This is a genomic window from Methylorubrum podarium (assembly GCF_040270385.1).
In the GTDB taxonomy this organism is placed as follows: domain Bacteria; phylum Pseudomonadota; class Alphaproteobacteria; order Rhizobiales; family Beijerinckiaceae; genus Methylobacterium; species Methylobacterium podarium.
In genome coordinates, this window is the sequence record NZ_JBELQE010000114.1 from 42,786 (window position 1) to 59,762 (window position 16,977).

The 16,977-nt window shown below is 70.6% G+C and carries 15 protein-coding genes; 13 read left to right on the forward strand and 2 right to left on the reverse strand.

Features of this window, described 5'->3' with window-relative positions; translation table 11 throughout:
- The first annotated feature begins 18 nt into the window (after positions 1 to 18).
- From ABS772_RS21910 to ABS772_RS21945, 8 genes are all read left to right on the forward strand, one after another.
- The gene (locus tag ABS772_RS21910; protein ID WP_350396858.1) at positions 19 to 606 is read left to right on the forward strand and encodes an ANTAR domain-containing response regulator; all 588 of its coding nucleotides are present in this window, start codon (positions 19 to 21) and stop codon (positions 604 to 606) included.
- Positions 603 to 1,619 (forward strand): CmpA/NrtA family ABC transporter substrate-binding protein, encoded by a 1,017-nt coding sequence (locus ABS772_RS21915; protein WP_350396859.1) that lies wholly within the window; start codon positions 603 to 605, stop codon positions 1,617 to 1,619. The genes ABS772_RS21910 and ABS772_RS21915 overlap by 4 nt, the downstream gene beginning before the upstream one ends.
- 577 nt (positions 1,620 to 2,196) lie before the next feature.
- Positions 2,197 to 3,489: a CmpA/NrtA family ABC transporter substrate-binding protein gene (locus ABS772_RS21920; RefSeq protein WP_350396860.1), complete on the forward strand. Its 1,293-nt coding sequence runs from the start codon at positions 2,197 to 2,199 to the stop codon at positions 3,487 to 3,489.
- Positions 3,489 to 4,349, forward strand: coding sequence for a nitrate ABC transporter permease (gene ntrB, locus ABS772_RS21925; protein ID WP_350396861.1), 861 nt, complete (start codon positions 3,489 to 3,491; stop codon positions 4,347 to 4,349). Before ABS772_RS21920 ends, ntrB begins: the two co-directional genes overlap by 1 nt.
- Positions 4,350 to 4,362: 13 nt before the next feature.
- Positions 4,363 to 5,157 (forward strand): ABC transporter ATP-binding protein, encoded by a 795-nt coding sequence (locus ABS772_RS21930; protein WP_238258710.1) that lies wholly within the window; start codon positions 4,363 to 4,365, stop codon positions 5,155 to 5,157.
- 25 nt (positions 5,158 to 5,182) lie between these two features.
- Positions 5,183 to 6,403, forward strand: coding sequence for an NAD(P)/FAD-dependent oxidoreductase (locus ABS772_RS21935; RefSeq protein WP_350396862.1), 1,221 nt, complete (start codon positions 5,183 to 5,185; stop codon positions 6,401 to 6,403).
- 11 nt (positions 6,404 to 6,414) lie between these two features.
- Positions 6,415 to 8,208 (forward strand): NirA family protein, encoded by a 1,794-nt coding sequence (locus ABS772_RS21940; protein WP_238258712.1) that lies wholly within the window; start codon positions 6,415 to 6,417, stop codon positions 8,206 to 8,208.
- A 178-nt stretch (positions 8,209 to 8,386) separates the two neighbouring features.
- Positions 8,387 to 9,991, forward strand: a complete 1,605-nt coding sequence (locus tag ABS772_RS21945) for a sulfite reductase subunit alpha (RefSeq protein ID WP_350396864.1) — start codon at positions 8,387 to 8,389, stop codon at positions 9,989 to 9,991.
- Positions 9,992 to 10,069: 78 nt separating this feature from the next.
- Here ABS772_RS21945 and ABS772_RS21950 read toward each other — a convergent pair whose 3' ends face one another.
- Positions 10,070 to 10,975, reverse strand: coding sequence for a LysR family transcriptional regulator (locus ABS772_RS21950; protein ID WP_350396865.1), 906 nt, complete (start codon positions 10,973 to 10,975; stop codon positions 10,070 to 10,072).
- 141 nt (positions 10,976 to 11,116) lie between these two features.
- On the opposite strand from ABS772_RS21950, the gene ABS772_RS21955 reads away from it, so the two are divergent.
- Positions 11,117 to 11,743: a glutathione S-transferase family protein gene (locus ABS772_RS21955; RefSeq protein ID WP_350396866.1), complete on the forward strand. Its 627-nt coding sequence runs from the start codon at positions 11,117 to 11,119 to the stop codon at positions 11,741 to 11,743.
- Positions 11,740 to 12,666 carry a pyridoxamine 5'-phosphate oxidase family protein gene (locus ABS772_RS21960; protein ID WP_350396867.1) on the forward strand — a complete coding sequence of 309 codons (927 nt, stop codon included), beginning with the start codon at positions 11,740 to 11,742 and terminating at the stop codon, positions 12,664 to 12,666. The genes ABS772_RS21955 and ABS772_RS21960 overlap by 4 nt, the downstream gene beginning before the upstream one ends.
- A 7-nt stretch (positions 12,667 to 12,673) precedes the next feature.
- Here the strand turns inward: ABS772_RS21960 and ABS772_RS21965 are convergent, their stop codons facing one another.
- A complete protein-coding gene (locus ABS772_RS21965; RefSeq protein ID WP_350396868.1) occupies positions 12,674 to 13,375 on the reverse strand; it encodes a hypothetical protein in 702 nt (233 codons plus the stop codon).
- Positions 13,376 to 13,686: 311 nt separating this feature from the next.
- Between ABS772_RS21965 and ABS772_RS21970 the strand changes: the two genes are divergently transcribed.
- The 3 genes from ABS772_RS21970 (at position 13,687) to ABS772_RS21980 (ending at position 16,844) form a co-directional block, all read left to right on the forward strand.
- Complete coding sequence (locus ABS772_RS21970) at positions 13,687 to 14,016, forward strand: hypothetical protein (RefSeq protein ID WP_238257927.1); 330 nt, start codon at positions 13,687 to 13,689, stop codon at positions 14,014 to 14,016.
- A 248-nt stretch (positions 14,017 to 14,264) separates the two neighbouring features.
- The gene (locus tag ABS772_RS21975) at positions 14,265 to 16,373 is read left to right on the forward strand and encodes an ABC transporter ATP-binding protein/permease (RefSeq protein ID WP_350396870.1); all 2,109 of its coding nucleotides are present in this window, start codon (positions 14,265 to 14,267) and stop codon (positions 16,371 to 16,373) included.
- Between the two features lie 87 nt (positions 16,374 to 16,460).
- Positions 16,461 to 16,844: a nuclear transport factor 2 family protein gene (locus ABS772_RS21980; RefSeq protein ID WP_238257930.1), complete on the forward strand. Its 384-nt coding sequence runs from the start codon at positions 16,461 to 16,463 to the stop codon at positions 16,842 to 16,844.
- Positions 16,845 to 16,977 lie beyond the last annotated feature (133 nt).

Sequence of the window (16,977 nt, forward strand, 5' to 3'; positions counted from 1 at the left end):
GAACCAAGCCGGGCCTCGATGACCGAGACCAGTCTCACCGTCGCCGTGATCGATCCGAGCCCCGCGCGCGCGGCGATCCTCGAAGAGGGCCTCCGGGCGGGGGGCGTCGGCCACGTCGTCGTCATCCCGGACGGGCCTGATCTCCAGGCGCGGGTGGCGAGCCTCAAGCCGGACGTGATCGTAGTGCATCTGGAGAGTCCGAGCCGGGACGTGCTGGAGCAGATGTCGGGCCTGTCCCGTCAGGCGGAGCGGCCGGTGGCGATGTTCGTCGACCGCTCGGACCAGACCATGATGCAGGCGGCGGTCGATGCCGGCATCTCGGCCTACGTGGTCGACGGCCTGCGCTCGGACCGGATCCGCTCAATCCTCGACATCGCGATCCTGCGCTTCAACGCCTTCGCGCGGCTCCAGCGCGAACTCGACGAGGCCCGCTCCGAACTCGCCGACCGTAAGCTGATCGAGCGGGCCAAGGGCATCCTGATGACACGAAAAGGGCTCTCCGAGGACGAGGCCTACAAGCTCCTCCGGCGACAGGCGATGAACGAGAAGCGCAAGATCGTCGACATCGCCCGCGCCATCGTCACCGCGGCGGACCTGCTCGGATGAGGATCAGGCTCGGATACGTCCCCCTCACCGACGCCGCCCCCGTGATCGCGGCGGCGGAACTGGGCTTCGCGCGGGCCGAGGGGCTCGAGGTCACGCTGTCGCGCGAGCCGTCCTGGGCGACCCTGCGCGACCGGCTGGCGCTCGGCCATCTCGACGCCGCGCACATGCTGGGGCCGCTCGCCATCGCCAGCGCCCTCGGGCTCTCGGGCCCGCAGGCGGCCTTGAGCGTGCCGATGGCGCTCGGTCTCAACGGCAACGCCATGACCGTCTCGAACGCGCTCTGGGCGGCGATGGCGCCGGAGAGCGACGGACTCGACCACGTGGCGGCCGCCTTCGCCCGGGTCGCCCATGGGCGGGCGGAAGAGGGACGGCCGCTGACCATCGGCACCGTGCATCCCTTCTCCAGCCATTCCATCCAGCTTCGCCTGCTCGCCCGGCGCGGCGGCCTCGACCTTGACGCCGCAATCCGTCTGGTCGTCGTGCCGCCGCCGGACACGGTCGATGCCCTCCGGCGCGGGCGCATCGACGGTGTCTGCGTCGGCGCCCCCTGGAACAGCGTCGCGGTCGCCGCCGGCCTCGGCCGGATCGCGGCGCTCGGCTGCGAGATCGCGCCCGATTGCCCGGAAAAGGTGCTGGCCGTGCCCGCGGAAGGGGCTGAGTTCACGGCGCCCCTGGTGCGGGCCGTCCACCGGGCCGGGCTGTGGTGCGCCGATCCCGCAAACCGCGACGCCCTGAGCACCCTGCTCGCCGAACGGGCGGAACTCGCCTCCGACGCCGCACTCATCGCCCGAACGCTGAGCGGCGCGCTGATCGTGGACGCGGACGGGACGGAGCGGGTGAACCCGGCCTATCTCCGTCTCGACGGTGCGACGCACCGGCCGAACCCGGATCACGCCCGCTGGCTCGTCGCGCAGATGATCGCCTGCGGGCAGGTCGCCCCCGGCGGCGACGCGGCGGACCGGGCGGCCGCGCTCTACCGGCCGGACCTGTTCGCGGCGGCGATCGGCGGCTGAGCGCCGCCGCTTCGGACTGGGGGGCAACGTCCGCAGCTCCCGACGGCCATCCACCACCGTCGTTCCGGGGCCGCGGAGCGGAACCCGGTATCCACCCGTGATGCGACGCCGAGGCCGGTCCCATCCGTAGGACGGTTCGGCTTGCGCGCTGCGGCGCCATCAGCCTCATTTTTGTGCAGCGCACGCGGCTGCCGCACTCCTGAGCGCCGGCCGTACGACGAGCGGCTCGACGTACCCGTTTTCCGTGGAGTGCCGCGCCGTCATTGCGAGGCGGAGCCGAAGCAATCCAGCGCAGGACATCTCCGGAGTGGTCGCACCCTGGATCGCTTCGCCGACGCTCGCGATGACGGCGCGGGGCAGATCCAGACGGGATCAACGCGGCCGCATGAACCCGGTCCGCGCACTTGGCACGGCTCCTGCAATGCCACCCGCACGGGCCCGCCAACGATGACAGGTCCCAAGACGTCAGCAAGGCCGCTGATCCGGACTGCCCGCACGCGACGAATGTCGATCGCGCAGGCGATCCCCGGACGGCGGCTTTTTTCATGTGCAGACAGCGCACCGGAGCGGAGAGCGGATGAGCATCGATCACGGCAACACGACCCGTCGCGGCGTCCTCAAGGGAGCGGCGGCTGCCCTCGCCCTGGCGGGTGCCGCCCGCGCCGCCTTGCCGGCCGGTGCCTTCGCGCAGGGCGCGGGGCCGGAGGTGAAGGGGGCCAAGCTCGGCTTCATCGCGCTCACCGACGCGGCGCCGCTCTTCGTCGCCAAGGAGAAGGGCATCTTCGCCAAGTACGGCATGCCGGACACCGAGGTGCTGAAGCAGGCCTCCTGGGGCACCACCCGCGACAACCTCGTGCTCGGCTCCGAGGGCAACGGCATCGACGGCGCCCACATCCTCACGCCGATGCCCTACCTGATCTCCGCCGGACGGGTGACGCAGAACAACGTGCCGGTGCCGATGTACATCATGGCCCGGCTCAACCTGAACGGTCAGTGCATCTCGATCGCCAAGGAACACATCGACCACAAGATCGGCCTCGACACCAAGCCGTTCAAAGCCGTGCTGGAAGCCAAGAAGGCGTCGGGCAAGGCGGTGAAGGCGGCCATGACCTTCCCCGGCGGCACCCACGACCTCTGGATCCGCTACTGGCTCGCCGCCGGCGGCATCGATCCGGACAAGGACATCGAGACCATCGTCGTGCCGCCCGCCCAGATGGTGGCGAACATGAAGGTCGGCACGATGGACTGCTTCTGCGTCTGCGAGCCGTGGAACGAGCAGCTCATCCACCAGGGCATCGGCTACACCGCGCTCACCACCGGCGAACTCTGGAAGGACCACCCGGAAAAGGCCTTCGCCATGCGCGCGGCCTGGGTCGACAAGTACCCGAACGCCGCCAAGGCCCTGCTGATGGCGGTGATGGAGGCGCAGGCCTGGTGCGACAAGCCCGAGAACCGCGACGAGATGGCGGCGATCGTGGCCAAGCGCCAGTGGATCAACGTGCCGGTGGCCGACGTCGTCGATCGGATGAAGGGCAAGTTCGATTACGGCACCGGCCGCGTCGTCGAGAACAGCCCCTTCACCATGAAGTTCTGGGCCGACAACGCCTCTTACCCGTACCAGTCGCACGACCTCTGGTTCCTCACCGAGGACATCCGCTGGGGCAAGTTCGACGCGGCCACCGACACCAAGGCGCTGATCGGCAAGGTCAACCGCGAGGATCTCTGGCGCGAGGCGGCCAAGGCCCTCGGCGTGTCGGCGATCCCGACCTCCACCTCGCGCGGCGTCGAGACGCTGTTCGACGGCAAGGTCTTCGATCCCGAAAACCCCGCCGCCTACCTCGCCAGCCTCGGCATCAAGAAGGTCGCGTGATGGCCACCGGAGCAACCCTCACCGCAACCCGCGCGCGCGCGGCCGCCAAGGCCCGCGGCCCGCTCGTCACCCTGGCCTCCCTGCGCGGCGTCGCCGCCCGCATCGTGCCCCCGCTCGTCGTGCTGGCGGGCTTCCTGCTTCTGTGGGAGGTGCTCTGCTCCTCCCCCACCGCCGGCCTGCCGGCGCCCTCGCGGGTGCTGACGGACGCCTGGGACATCATCGTCGATCCGTTCTTCGACAACGGCGGCACCGACAAGGGCCTGTTCTGGCATATCGCGGCGAGCCTCCAGCGCGTGGCGCTCGGCTTCTCCCTCGCCGTCGTGGCCGGCGTGCTGCTCGGCACCCTGGTCGGCCAGTCCGAATGGGCGATGCGCGGGCTCGACCCGATCTTCCAGGTGCTGCGCACGATCCCGCCGCTGGCCTGGCTCCCGCTCTCGCTCGCCGCCTTCCGCGACGGCCAGCCCTCGGCGATCTTCGTGATCTTCATCACCTCGATCTGGCCGATCATCATCAACACCGCGGTCGGCATCCGCAACATTCCGCAGGATTACCGCAACGTCGCCGCGGTCATCCGGCTGAACCCGATCGAGTTCTTCTACAAGATCATGCTGCCCTCGGCCGCGCCGTACATCTTCACCGGTCTTCGCATCGGTGTCGGCCTGTCCTGGCTCGCGATCGTGGCGGCCGAGATGCTGATCGGCGGCGTCGGCATCGGCTTCTTCATCTGGGATGCGTGGAACTCCTCGCACATCTCCGAGATCATCGTCGCCCTCGTCTACGTGGGACTCATCGGCTTCGTCCTCGACCGGCTGGTGGCCGGCGCCGGCGTGCTCGTGACCCGCGGCACCTCCGCGGCTTGAGGGAACAACAACCATGGCCCATCTCTCCCTCTCCCAGGTCGGCATCACCTTCCGCCGCGGCGGCAAGACGTCGGAGGTGCTGCGCGACGTGGACCTCGACATCGCCAAGGGCGAGTTCGTCTCGATCATCGGGCACTCGGGCTGCGGCAAGTCGACGGTGCTCAACATCGTCGCCGGCCTGCTCAAGGCCTCGACCGGTGGGGTGCTCCTCGACGGACGCGAGGTGAATTCCCCCGGCCCCGACCGCGCGGTGGTGTTCCAGAACCACTCGCTCCTGCCCTGGCTCACCGTGCGCGAGAACGTGGCGCTCGCCGTCGACAAGGTCTCGAAGGGCAAGAAGTCCCGCGCCGAGCGCGCCCAGTGGATCGAGCACAACCTCGCGCTGGTGAACATGATGCACGCCGCCGACAAGCGCCCGGCGGAGATCTCCGGCGGCATGAAGCAGCGCGTCGGCATCGCCCGGGCGCTCGCCATGGAGCCGACCGTGCTCCTCATGGACGAGCCGTTCGGGGCGCTCGACGCGCTCACCCGCGCCCATCTCCAGGATCAGCTCATGGAGATCCAGACGCGTCTGCGGAACACCGTCATCATGATCACCCACGACGTGGACGAGGCGGTGCTGCTCTCCGACCGCATCGTGATGATGACGAACGGGCCTTCCGCCACCATCGGCGAGATCCTGCCCGTTCCGCTGGCGCGTCCCCGGCGCCGCCTCGATCTCGTGGAGGACGCGACCTACGTCCATGCCCGCGCCGCGGTGCTGGAATTCCTCTACGCCCGCCACGCCAAGCCCGCTCTCGCCGCCTGAGTTCGTGAAGGGGGATCACGGGCGCATGAGCGTGAAGGACAGACTCGTCGTCGCCGGCAACGGCATGGCCTCGCTCCGCTTCCTCGAGCGGCTGACGGAGCGGGCGCCGGGCCGCTACGACGTGACGGTGGTCGGGGCCGAGCCGGTGGCGGCCTACAACCGGGTGCTGCTCTCCTCGCTGCTCGGCGGCGAGGTGGACGAGGCGGCCTGCGGCTTCCGCCCGCTCTCCTGGTACGAGGAGCACGGCATCCGCCTCGTCACCGGCGCACCGGTGACCGAGATCGACCGGGCGAACCGGCTCGCCATCGTCGGGCAGGCCCATGTCCTGCCCTACGACCGGCTGGTGCTGGCGGTGGGCTCGCTGCCGATCCGGCTGCCGCTGCCCGGCATCGACCTGCCCGGCGTCCTGACCTTCCGCGATTTCGCAGACGTGGCGGCGATCCGAAAGGCCGCCGTGGAGCACGCCAAGGCCGTGGTGATCGGCGGCGGCCTGCTGGGCCTCGAGGCCGCGGTCGGGCTCGCCCGGCTCGGGGTCGACACCACGCTGGTCCACGTCATGGACCGGGTGATGGAGCGCCAGCTCGACCACGCCGCCGCCCGCCTCGTCCGCGCGGCGATGGAGGCCCGCGGCGTCCGGGTGATGCTGTCCGCCGACACCGCCGCGATCGAGGGCGACGGACGCGTCGAGCGCCTGCTGATGAAGGACGGCACCGTGATCCCCGCCGACCTCGTGGTGATGTCGGTTGGCATCCGCGCCTCGACGGCTCTGGCGCAGAGCTGCGGCCTTGCCTGCGGGCGCGGCATCACGGTGGACGACCGGATGACCACCTCGGACCCGGCGATCCACGCGCTCGGCGAGTGCGCCGAGCACCGGGGCGTCGTCTACGGCCTCGTTGAGCCCGCCTACGAACAGGCCGAGGTGCTGTCGCGGGTGCTCCTCGGCGAGGCGGCCGCCTATCCCGGCACGTCCCTTGCCACCAGCCTGAAGGTGTCGGGCCTGCCGGTCTTCTCCGCCGGGCTGGTCGACACGCCCGAGGGCGCCGAGGCGGTCGTGATGCACGATGCCGCCGCCGGGCTCTACCGCAAGCTGATCATCGCCGAGAACCGCCTCCTGGGCGCGGTCTTCGTCGGCGATATCGCGGAGCAGGCGCGCTGCAAGGAGCTGATCCGCTCCGGCGCGCCGCTCTCCCCTGAAGACCGGGACGACCTGATGTTCGGCCCGGCCCCCAAATCCCTCGCAGCGTGAGTGAGGCAGCGATGGCAGACGAATTCAACGCCGAGCAGAAGCGCTACCTCGAAGGCTTCGCCTCCGGCATCGCGGCGGCCCGGATGACCGGCGGCCTGGCGATCGGGCAGGGCGCCGCCGCGGCCGCACCCGCCGAGCCGACGGGTCCGGACGCGATCCACATCAAGGCGCAGGAGCGCACCGTGAAGGCGGGCGGCAAGCTCTGCGACCAGGAGAAGTGGAAGCGCGCGGAAAACCCGTTCGACGGCCATAACCGGCTGAAGGCGGAGGCCGCCGCCGGCAAGCACCCCAAACCCGAGGACAATTTCCGCTGGCGCTACCACGGCATGTTCTGGGTCGCGCCGAACCAGGTCTCCTACATGTGCCGGATCCGGGTGCCCAACGGCATCCTGCAGCACTGGCAGTTCGCCGGCATCGCCGACCTCGCGGACGCACATGGCGGCGGCTACAGCCACGTCACCACCCGCGCGGGCCTGCAGGTGCGCGAGATCGCGCCCGAGCACGCCCAGCCCTTCCTCGACGGGCTGACCGATCTCGGTCTGACCGCGCAGGGCGCAGGGGCCGACAACATCCGCAACGTCACCGGCTCGCCCGCCGCCGGCATCGACGCGCGGGAACTCTTGGACACGCGGCCCCTCACCAAGTCCTGGCACAACTGGATCCTGAACGACCGCTCGCTCTACGGCTTGCCGCGCAAGTTCAACGTCTCCTTCGACGGCGGCGGCGTGACGCCGGCCCTGGAGGAGACGAACGACATCGGCTTCCAGGCGATCGAGGTGCTGGAGGGCGCAGCGGTCGCGCCGGGCGTCTGGATGCGCCTCGTGCTCGGCGGCATCTCGGGTCACAAGGATCTGGCCCGCGACACCGGGATCGTCCTCAAGCCCGAGGACTGCAACCGCGTGGCCGACGCGATCATCCGGGTCTTCATCGAGAACGGCGACCGGACCAACCGCAACAAGGCCCGGATGAAGTACGTCCTCGACGCCTGGGGCTTCGACAAGTACATCGCCGCGGTCGAGGAGAAGCTCGGGCGCAAGCTCGACCGGGTCGATGCCGCCCATGTCGCGCCCCGCCGGCCGACCGACCGCTTCAGCCATGTGGGCGTGCACCCCCAGGTCCAGCCCGGCCTGAACTGGGTCGGCGTGGTGCTCCCGGTGGGCAAGATGACCACCGACCAGATGCGCGGGCTGGCCAAGGTCGCGGCCGAGTGCGGCGATGGCCAGATCCGCATGACGGTCTGGCAGAACTTCATCTTCTCGGGCGTGCCGGATGCCAAGGTGGCGGAGGTCGAGGCCCGCGTCGAGGCGCTCGGCCTCACCATCAAGGCCGCCGGCATCCGCTCGGGGCTCGTCGCCTGCACCGGCGCCCGCGGCTGCAAGTTCGCCGCCTCCGATACCAAGGGGCACGCGATGATCATCGCCGACCATGTCGAGCGGACGGTGCCCGCCCTCGACGTGCCGGTGAACGTCCACCTCACCGGCTGCCACCATTCCTGCGCCCAGCACTATATCGGCGATATCGGCCTCATCGGCGCGAAGGTCGTCGTCTCGGAGGAGGGCGACACCGTCGAGGGCTACGACATCGTGGTCGGCGGTGGGTTCGCCGAGAACCCGAAGATCGGCACTGAGATCTGGAAGGCGGTGAAGGCCGAGGACGCGCCGGCCCGCGTCGAGGCGCTGCTCAACGCCTACCTCGCCCTGCGCGAGAGCAAGGACGAGAGCTTCCAGACCTTCACCGCCCGCAAAGGGCCCGAGGCTCTCCGCGACGCGGCGGAAGCGCAGCCGGCGCTGAAGGCGGCGGCGTGACCCCGCGGCCGGCGACTCGGCGCGCGTCGCGCGCGTCTCTCCTCCCCCTTGGGGGGAGGAGCCGGAGGCGGGGGTGGCTCGGAACGCGCCGCAGCGGTGCCTCCCGCACGACCCGCACCCCTACCCCTTCCCGCAAGGGGGAGGGGACCACGGTCCGTCAGAATTCTCAGGTCCTGCCATGACCCAGCACGTCGCTCCCCCGCTCGTCCTGATCCCCGAGAGCGCCCCCTTCAACGCCGACCAGCGCTCCTGGCTGTCGGGCTACTTCGCCGCCCTGCTCGGCCCGGCCGTGGAGGGTGCCACGGCGCTCGCGCCCGGCGAGGCACCGGGGGGCGCGAAAAAACTCGCCGACAACGACGACGCGCCCTGGCACGATCCGTCGATGCCGATCGGCGACCGGATGGATCTGGCCAAGGACAAGTCCGAGCCGCAGAAGCTGATGGCCGCCATGGCCCAGCAGGATTGCGGCCAGTGCGGCTACAACTGCGCCGACTACGCCAACGCGATCTTCCTCAAGAGCGAGGAGCGGCTGAACCTTTGCCAGCCCGGCGGCAAAGAGACCCTGCGGATGCTCAAGAAGCTGGAGGAGGAGTTCGGCGCCGCGGGTGGTGCGGCCCCCGCGAAGAAGGACCAGGGCGACGCGCCCAAGAAGGAGCCGGAGCTCGGGCCGCTGGGCTATTGCCGCGAGAACCCGGTCGAGGCGACCTTCCTCTCCCGCACCCGCCTCAACGCGCCGGGCGGCGAGAAGGAGACGTGGCACATCGAGATCGACCTGAGGGACACGCCGATCCAGTACGAGGCCGGCGACTCCCTCGGGCTGTTCCCGGCCAACGCCCCGGCGCTCGTCGACGCGGTGATCGCCGAACTCGGCACGCGGCCGGAGCGGATGATCGGCGGAAAGACCCTGCGCGACCGGCTGCTGACCGAGTACTCGCTCGGCGCGGCGCCGGACAACCTCTACCAGCTCCTCTCGCTGCTGACCTCGGGCGCGGCGCGCAAGAAGGCGCAGGCGCTCGCCGCCGGCGAGGATCCGGACGGCGATGCCCAGCATCTCGACGTGCTCGGCGCACTCCACAAGTTCCCCGGGGCGCGTCCCGATGCCGAGGTGTTCCTGGAGGCGCTCGACGAGCTGCAGCCGCGGCTCTACTCGATCTCGTCCTCGCCGAAGATGGATGCGGGCCGGGTCTCGCTGACCGTGGACGCGGTGCGCTACAACCATCGCTCCCGCCTGCGCCTCGGTGTCGCCTCGACCCATCTCGGCGAGCGCCTGCCCGAGCAGACCAAGGTCAAGATCTACCTGCAGAAGGCGCACGGCTTCGGCCTTCCGGAGGATCCGGGCAAGGACGTGATCATGTGCGGCCCCGGCACGGGGGTGGCGCCGTTCCGATCCTTCCTGCGCGAGCGCGCCGCCACGAAGGCGCCCGGCCGCAACTGGCTCTTCTACGGCCACCAGCGGCAGGCCAGCGACTTCTTCTACAGGGACGAGCTGAACAGTCTGAAGGACGCGAAGGTGCTGACCCGCCTCTCGCTGGCGTGGTCGCGCGATGGCACCGAGAAGACCTACGTCCAGGACCGCATGCGCGAGAACGGCGCCGAGCTGTGGAAATGGCTGGAGGGCGGCGCCCATTTCTACGTCTGCGGCGACGCCAAGCGCATGGCCAAGGACGTGGAGCGGGCGATCATCGACGTCGCCGCGCAGCACGGCGGCAAGAACCCCGACGAGGCGGTGGCCTACCTCGCCGCCCTGAAGAAGGCCGGGCGCTACCAGGCCGACGTGTACTGACGGCTCGCTTCCCTCTCCCGCCGCGCCGTTATCGCGAGGCGGAGCCGACGCGATGACGGCGAGGGCGTAGGATCCGCCTCAACCCACCGGGTTCACCCGCGGGTCCGCCCGCAACCGTGCCGCGGCGAGGTCGATGAAAGCCCGGGTCTTGGCCGGCGCCCGCCGGCCCTCGGGGCTCACCACGTGGATCGGCACCGGCGCCGCCTCGTCCGCATCCAGCAGGATCCGCAGGCGCCCCTCCGCCACCGCCGAGGCGACCTGGTAGGACAGCAGCCGCGCGATCCCCCAGCCGTCGAGCGCCGCCGCGAGTACGGCATCGACGGTGTTGCAGACCAGGCGGGGATGGACGGTCACCGTCACCCGCCGGTCGGTCCCGAACCGCCATTCGGGCAGGTCACCGGTTGCGGTCGAGCCGATCACCGCGTGATCGCGCAGGTCGCGGGGCGTTTCGGGCACGCCTTGCCGCTCCAGATAGGCCGGCGCCGCGCAGACGACCCGGCGCACGCTGCCGACCCGGATCGCGCTCAGCCCGGAATCGGCGAGATGCCCGATCCGCACCCCGACATCGATGCCCTCCTCGATCATGTTGACGATCCGGTCGAGGAACAGCGCGCGCACCGACACGGCGGGGTGACGCCCGAGGTACGCGGTCACCACCGGCAGCACGTAGAGGCGGCCGAACTGCACCGGCGCCGTCAGCGTCAAGACACCAGTCGGCGTCGCGGTCGAGCCGGCGGCGACCGCCTCGGCCTCCGCGATCTCGGACAGGATCCGGCGGCAATCCTCGAGATAGCGCCCGCCCGCATCCGTGAGCTTCACCGAGCGCGTGGTGCGGATGAAGAGCCGCGCGCCGACGGCGGCTTCGAGCGCCGCGACCGCGCGGGTGACGGCGGCCGGGCTCATGCCGAGCGCGCGCGCCGCCCCCGCGAAGTTGCCACCCTCGGCGACCCGGACGAACACCCGCATTCCCTGTAGCCGGTCCATGACGGCCTCCCCGCGGCGACAGGGTGCCGATTATTCCGCATCACGCAACAGTCGATTGCCGACAAGACCGGTTCACGCCGCGGCTGGGAAGGAGTGTGATGCAGCCCGCGGCCGATCCTGCGGCCGTGAGGAGATGTCGCCGTGAAGCTCTACACCCTGTCGCTGTCGGGCCATGCCCACCGGGCGCGCCTGTTCCTGTCGCTGGTGGGCCAGCCCTTCGAGACCGTCGAGGTCGATCTCGCCGGCGGGCAGAACCGCACGCCGGATTTCCTGGCGCTCAACCCGTTCGGCCAGGTCCCCGTCCTCGACGACGACGGGACGATCGTGCCGGATTCGAACGCCATCCTGGTCTACGTCGCGAAGAAGCTCGGGCGCGGCGACTGGTTGCCCGAGGACCCGGAAGGGGCGGCCCGCGTCGAGCGCTGGCTCTCGGTCGCGGCGGGACAGATCGCCTACGGCCCCTGCGCCGCCCGCCTCGTCACGCTGTTCGGCGCCCGCTTCGACGCCGAGGAGGTGATCGCCAGGGCCCACAGAATCCTGGCGCTGATCGATGCGGAGCTGTCGGCGCGCGACTGGATCGCCGCCGACCGCCCGACCATCGCCGACGTGGCGCTCTACAGCTACATCGCCGCCGCCCCCGAGGGGAACGTCGACCTCGCGCCCTACGGACAGGTCCGCGCGTGGCTCGCCCGCGTCGAGGCGCTGCCCGGCTTCGTAGCGCTCCCGGCCTCGCCGGTGGGCTTGAACGCGGCGGGAGGCCCGGCATGAGCGCGCAGGCCGCGGCCCCATCCTCGCCCTGGCACCGGGGCGAGGTGGCGATCCAAGCGCATGTCGGCATCGCCGGGCGGATGGCCGAACTCGGCCCTCGGGTGATTCGCGATTACTTGAACGAGCAGCACCGGGCGTTCTTCCCGCTCCTGCCCTTCGCGGTGGTGGGCAGCGTGGACGGAGATGGCCGCCCCTGGGCGACCCTGCGGGAGGGGGCGCCGGGCTTCCTCCACGCACCCGACCCATTCCACCTCCGGGTGGAGATGCCCCGCGAGCTGGACGACCCGGCCGAGGCGGGACTGCAGGATGGGGAGGGCGTGGCTCTGCTCGGCATCGAGCTCGCCACGCGCCGCCGCAACCGCCTCAACGGACGCATCGAGCGGACCGGCCCGGACGGCTTCGCGATCCGCGTCGAGCAGAGTTTCGGCAACTGCCCGCAATACATCCGCAGCCGGCACGCGACGCGCCCGGACGGGCCGCGCGGAACCCGGCCGCCCCCCGTCCTGTCGGACCGGCTCGACCCGGCGGCGCGGGCGCTCGTCGCCGCGGCCGAAACCTTCTTCGTCGCGAGCGACGTCGAGGACGCGGACGGACGGCGGCAGATCGACGTCTCGCACCGGGGCGGTCCGGCCGGCTTCGTGCGGGTCGGGGCGGACGGCCGCCTCACGATCCCCGATTATTCCGGCAACCGCTTCTTCAACACGCTGGGCAACCTGCTGGCGAACCCGCGGGCGGGGCTCGTCTTTCCGGATTTCGCGACCGGCGACCTGCTGCAGATGAGCGGGCGCACCGAAGTCGTGCTCGATCCGGCCGAGGACGAGCGGATCGACGGGGCGGAGCGCCTGTGGCGGTTCGCGCCGGAGCGGATCGTGTTCCGGGCCCGCGCCCTGCGGCTGCGGTTCGCCGTGGCCGATGCGGCGTAGCCGCGCCTCAGTCGGATCTGCGGCCGCAGCGGATGTAGTTCGCCTGTCCCTTGCCGCTCGTCCAGGTGAGCCGGTCGTGCTCGACGAGGAGGCGGACCTGCGAGGTCCAGCGGCGGCCGCGCTCGCTGCAATCGGCCGCCATGGTCCAGGCGCTGCCCTCGCGGCGGTTGTTGCGGAAGCGGCAGATGGTGCGCCCGGCCTTTGCGCCGTCCTCGGTGATCGTGGCGGGCAGGAAGCCGCGGCGGCGCTGGCGCTGGCCGCAGGCGACCGGATTGGGCCCCCAGATGCCGACGAAGGCCGCCCGCTCCACCAGCGGCGCGACCGGGCGCGGCTCGGCCGGGGGCACGACGGTGTCCAGCGGCGGGGCGGGCGCGGCGACCGTGAGCACCCGCGCCGGCGGGGTGGCGGCGGGCGCGGCCGGCCGCTCCGGCTCGGGCAGCCGCACCTCCGGCACGTCGATCCCGTCGGCCGCGGCCAGCCGGGTATGCCCGGCCGGCGCCGCCACCGGCCCGTCATCGGTGAGCACGGTCAGCGTGTAGGCGAACAGGGCGCCCCAGCCCGCCGCGAGGATGACGGGAATCGTGAGGCGTCGCGACAGGGCGGAAGGGGGAGCCTCCCGCGCCGCGTCCTTCCCGTCCGCGTCCTGCGCGCCTTCCGTCATCATCGGCACCGCCGTCGCCCCTTCGGCCCGTACACCCGACATCGTCATCCTAGCGTCCGAAAATACCTTTCAGCAATCGAGCCGTGCGGTCGCGATTCGCCCTGCGCACCGGCCCGCCCGCATCCTCGATCTACGCTACGCACGAAGCGCGCCGCCTTTCCGAACGCGCCGCGGTGGAGGAGGGATTCGCCCGTGCCTCGGCGTCGCTCCCATCCACCGGATGCTTCGGCCCGTCGTGGCCCGCGCGCCAGGATAGACTCTCCGAATGCGGCAGAGGCACGGCAACCCCTTCCCGCCGCAAGCGGAACCTGCCATGGTCAAGCTTGGCGGCCGCGACGGTCGTCGGCCGTACCCGCGTGATGAAACCTGTCACCCTCGCCGTTCTCGGCTCGGCATTGGCGCCCCTCCTGACGTCGCCCATCGCCCTTGCTCCCGCCTTCGCCCAGCCGCGCACGCAAACGGCGCGCCCGACCTGTGCGGAAGCGATGGCGATCGTGAAGGCGGAGGGCGCGGTGACGCTCGGCTTCGGCGGACGCCCGCCCGAGCGCTTCGTGCGCGACCGCAGCTTCTGCGAACTCAGCGAGATCGCCGAATTGCGCTTCGTCCCCACCCGCGACAACCCGCAATGTCCGATCGGCTATCGCTGCCGCGAGCCGGATTACGGCGACTGGAACTGGGACGCGAACTGATCGCGGCGGCCTTGAGCCGCGTCCGGCACCGGTCCACGGTGTCGCACCCGGCGGCCCGCGGCACTGGTAAGCCGTCTCTCCAACCCGCGACGTGACGGAAATTTCACGTGACAGGCGCGGCCCCGCGCCACGTTCTCGCCACGACGGATAGCCAGGGGCGCCGCATTCGGCGATTGAACCCCGTCCGCCGGCGCGTCACCCCGTACGGGGATGGGCCAGGGCCGGAGCAGCGAGAAGGAGTGACCCGCGTGGCCGCATTCAAGAGCAGGCTCGGCATCCAGGCCGTGCTCACGGCGCTCTTCGCGCTCCTGCTGCTCGCCATGCCCGGGATCCCGAGCCCGCCGCTCTACGTCTCGCTCGCGGGCTTCGCGATGGCGGGCATCCTGATCGCCTCGAAGAACCTCTCCGCCTATCTCAAGATCTTCGTCTCGGTCTACGGAATCGGCTACCTCGTGCTCGCGGGGGCCAAGACGCTCGCCGCCATGGGCGCGCTGCCCGCCATCGTCGCGGCGCTGCTGCCGCCGGACTTCGCGGCGACCGGTTCGGTGGTGTTCGGCGGCATCGTGCTCGCCATCTCGTACTGGGCGCCGATCCGGGACATCACCCTGATCGCCGACCCCTATTTCGCGAGTCACGACGCGCCGAGCCGCGAGATCGGCATGTTCCGCCGGTTCGGACGCACCGAGGGGCAGATCGGCCGCAACCTCGTGGCGCTGTCGATCTTCGTGAACTTCGCCGACGTGGCGCTGACGCTGCGGTTCAACTTCTTCTACCGCGACATGTACAACGCGCTGCAGGAGTTCGACGCGGCCGCCTTCTGGTACCAGCTCGGCTACATCTTCGTGCCGCTGGCGATCCTCAACGTCGTGATCGGCATGTTCGACATCTACGTCGATTCCGGCCTCCAGCTCCGCTGGCGCACCTGGCTCACCCACAACCTCTACGAGCGCTGGCTCGGGCAGGGCACGCATTACCGCATCCCGTTCGTCGACGAGCACGCCGACAACCCGGATCAGCGCATCCAGTCGGACGTCAACAACTTCATCGCCCAGACCACCACCCTCTCGACCCGGCTGCTGTCGCAGGCCGCGCAGCTCGTCTCCTTCATCGTCATCCTCTGGACGCTCTCGCGCGACTTCGTGCTGCCGTTCACCGACACGGTGATCCCGGGCTTCCTGGTCTGGCTGGTGATCGCCTACGCGGTGGTCGGGACCTGGCTGACCCACCTGATCGGCAAGCCGCTCATCGGCCTCGACTACCGGCAGGAGCAGGTCGAGGCGGATTTCCGCTTCGCGCTGGCGCGCAACCGCATCTACTCGGAGCAGATCGCGCTGCTGCGGGGCGAGCGGGCCGAAACCTCGCGGCTGGCCACCCTGTTCCACGCCATCGTCGACAACTACGTCGGCATCATCTTCCGCCGCATCAAGCTGATCGCCTTCACCTTCAGCTACCGGCAGGCGAGCGCGATCTTCCCGCTCGTCATCGCCGCGCCGTCGTTCTTCGCCAAGAAGATCACCCTGGGCGCCCTGCAGCAGACCTCGAACGCCTTCAGCAACGTCCAGAACTCACTGAACTTCTTCATCAATTCCTACACCATCCTCGCCGCCTACAAGGCGAACACAATCCGTCTCGGCTCGTTCAAGCGGGCGATGACCAAGGCCGAGGCCCTGGCCGGGGCCGGCCTCGCCAACGGCAACGACACCGCCGGTTCCGTGACCGCCCGCGACCTGGCGCTGGCCCTGCCCGACGGCCGCGAGATCGTGCGGGCGGGCGCGCTCGACCTGCCGAAGGGGGGCGCGACCCTGCTCACCGGCCCCTCGGGCTCGGGCAAGTCGACCCTGTTCCGGGCGATCGCCGGGATCTGGCCGTTCGGCAAGGGCCGGGTCGACGTGCCGGCCGGACAATCGGCGCTGGTTCTGCCGCAGCGGCCGTACCTCCCGCTCGGCACGCTTCGCGGCGCGGTGGCCTATCCGCACACGGTCGATACCTTCTCCGACGAGGCGATCCGCGAGGCGCTACGCGCCGCGCAGCTCCCGCAGCTCGCCGACCAGCTCGACGCGGTCGATACCTGGGACCGGCGCCTCTCGGGCGGCGAGCAGCAGCGGCTGGCCATCGCGCGGGCGATCCTGGCCAAGCCCGACTGGCTGTTCCTCGACGAATCGACCGCCGCCCTCGACGAGGAGACCGAGGCCACGATCTACCGGACCCTGCGCGAGAGCCTGCCCGGCACCACCATCGTCTCGATCGGCCACCGCTCGACCCTGCTCAAGCACCACGACCGCCGCGTCGAGATGAAGCCGGTCGGCGAGGGCCGCTTCGAGCCGCGCATGTCGAGCATGCCGGCTCCGGCGGAGTAGGGGACGGACCGTCGCCGTTCGGGCATGATGCGCGGCGTGCGGCCGCACGGGGCGGCCTGATCGGGCCGTTCACGCTCGGAGCCACGCATGACCGACCTCGCGACGAACAAGGCGACCGTCATCGCCTTCTACGAGCTGATGTTCAACGCGTGCCGGCCGCGTGAGGCGATCGAGCGCTACGCCGGCGGCGACTACATCCAGCACAACCCGCACGTGGCGAGCGGCAAGGACGGCTTCATCGCCTATTTCGAGCGCATGGCCCGCGAGTGGCCGGGCAAGCGGGTCGAGGTGAAGCGGGCGATCGCCGAGGGCGATCTCGTCGTGCTGCACTGTCTCCAGCACTGGCCGGGCGACCACGACTACGCGGCCATCGACATCTTCCGCCTCGATGACGAAGGCCGAATCGTCGAGCACTGGGACGTGCTGCAGATCCTGCCGGAAGACTCCGCCAATCCGAACGGGATGTTTTGATACGGTTTCCGGTCGATAGCTTCGGCCGCCGTCCCGCCTCTCCTCCCCCTTGTGGGGAGGAGGCAGGAGGTGGGGGTGGTTCAGGATGAGGCGGTGCGGTGCCTTCTGCACCACCCCCACCCCGAGCCCCTCC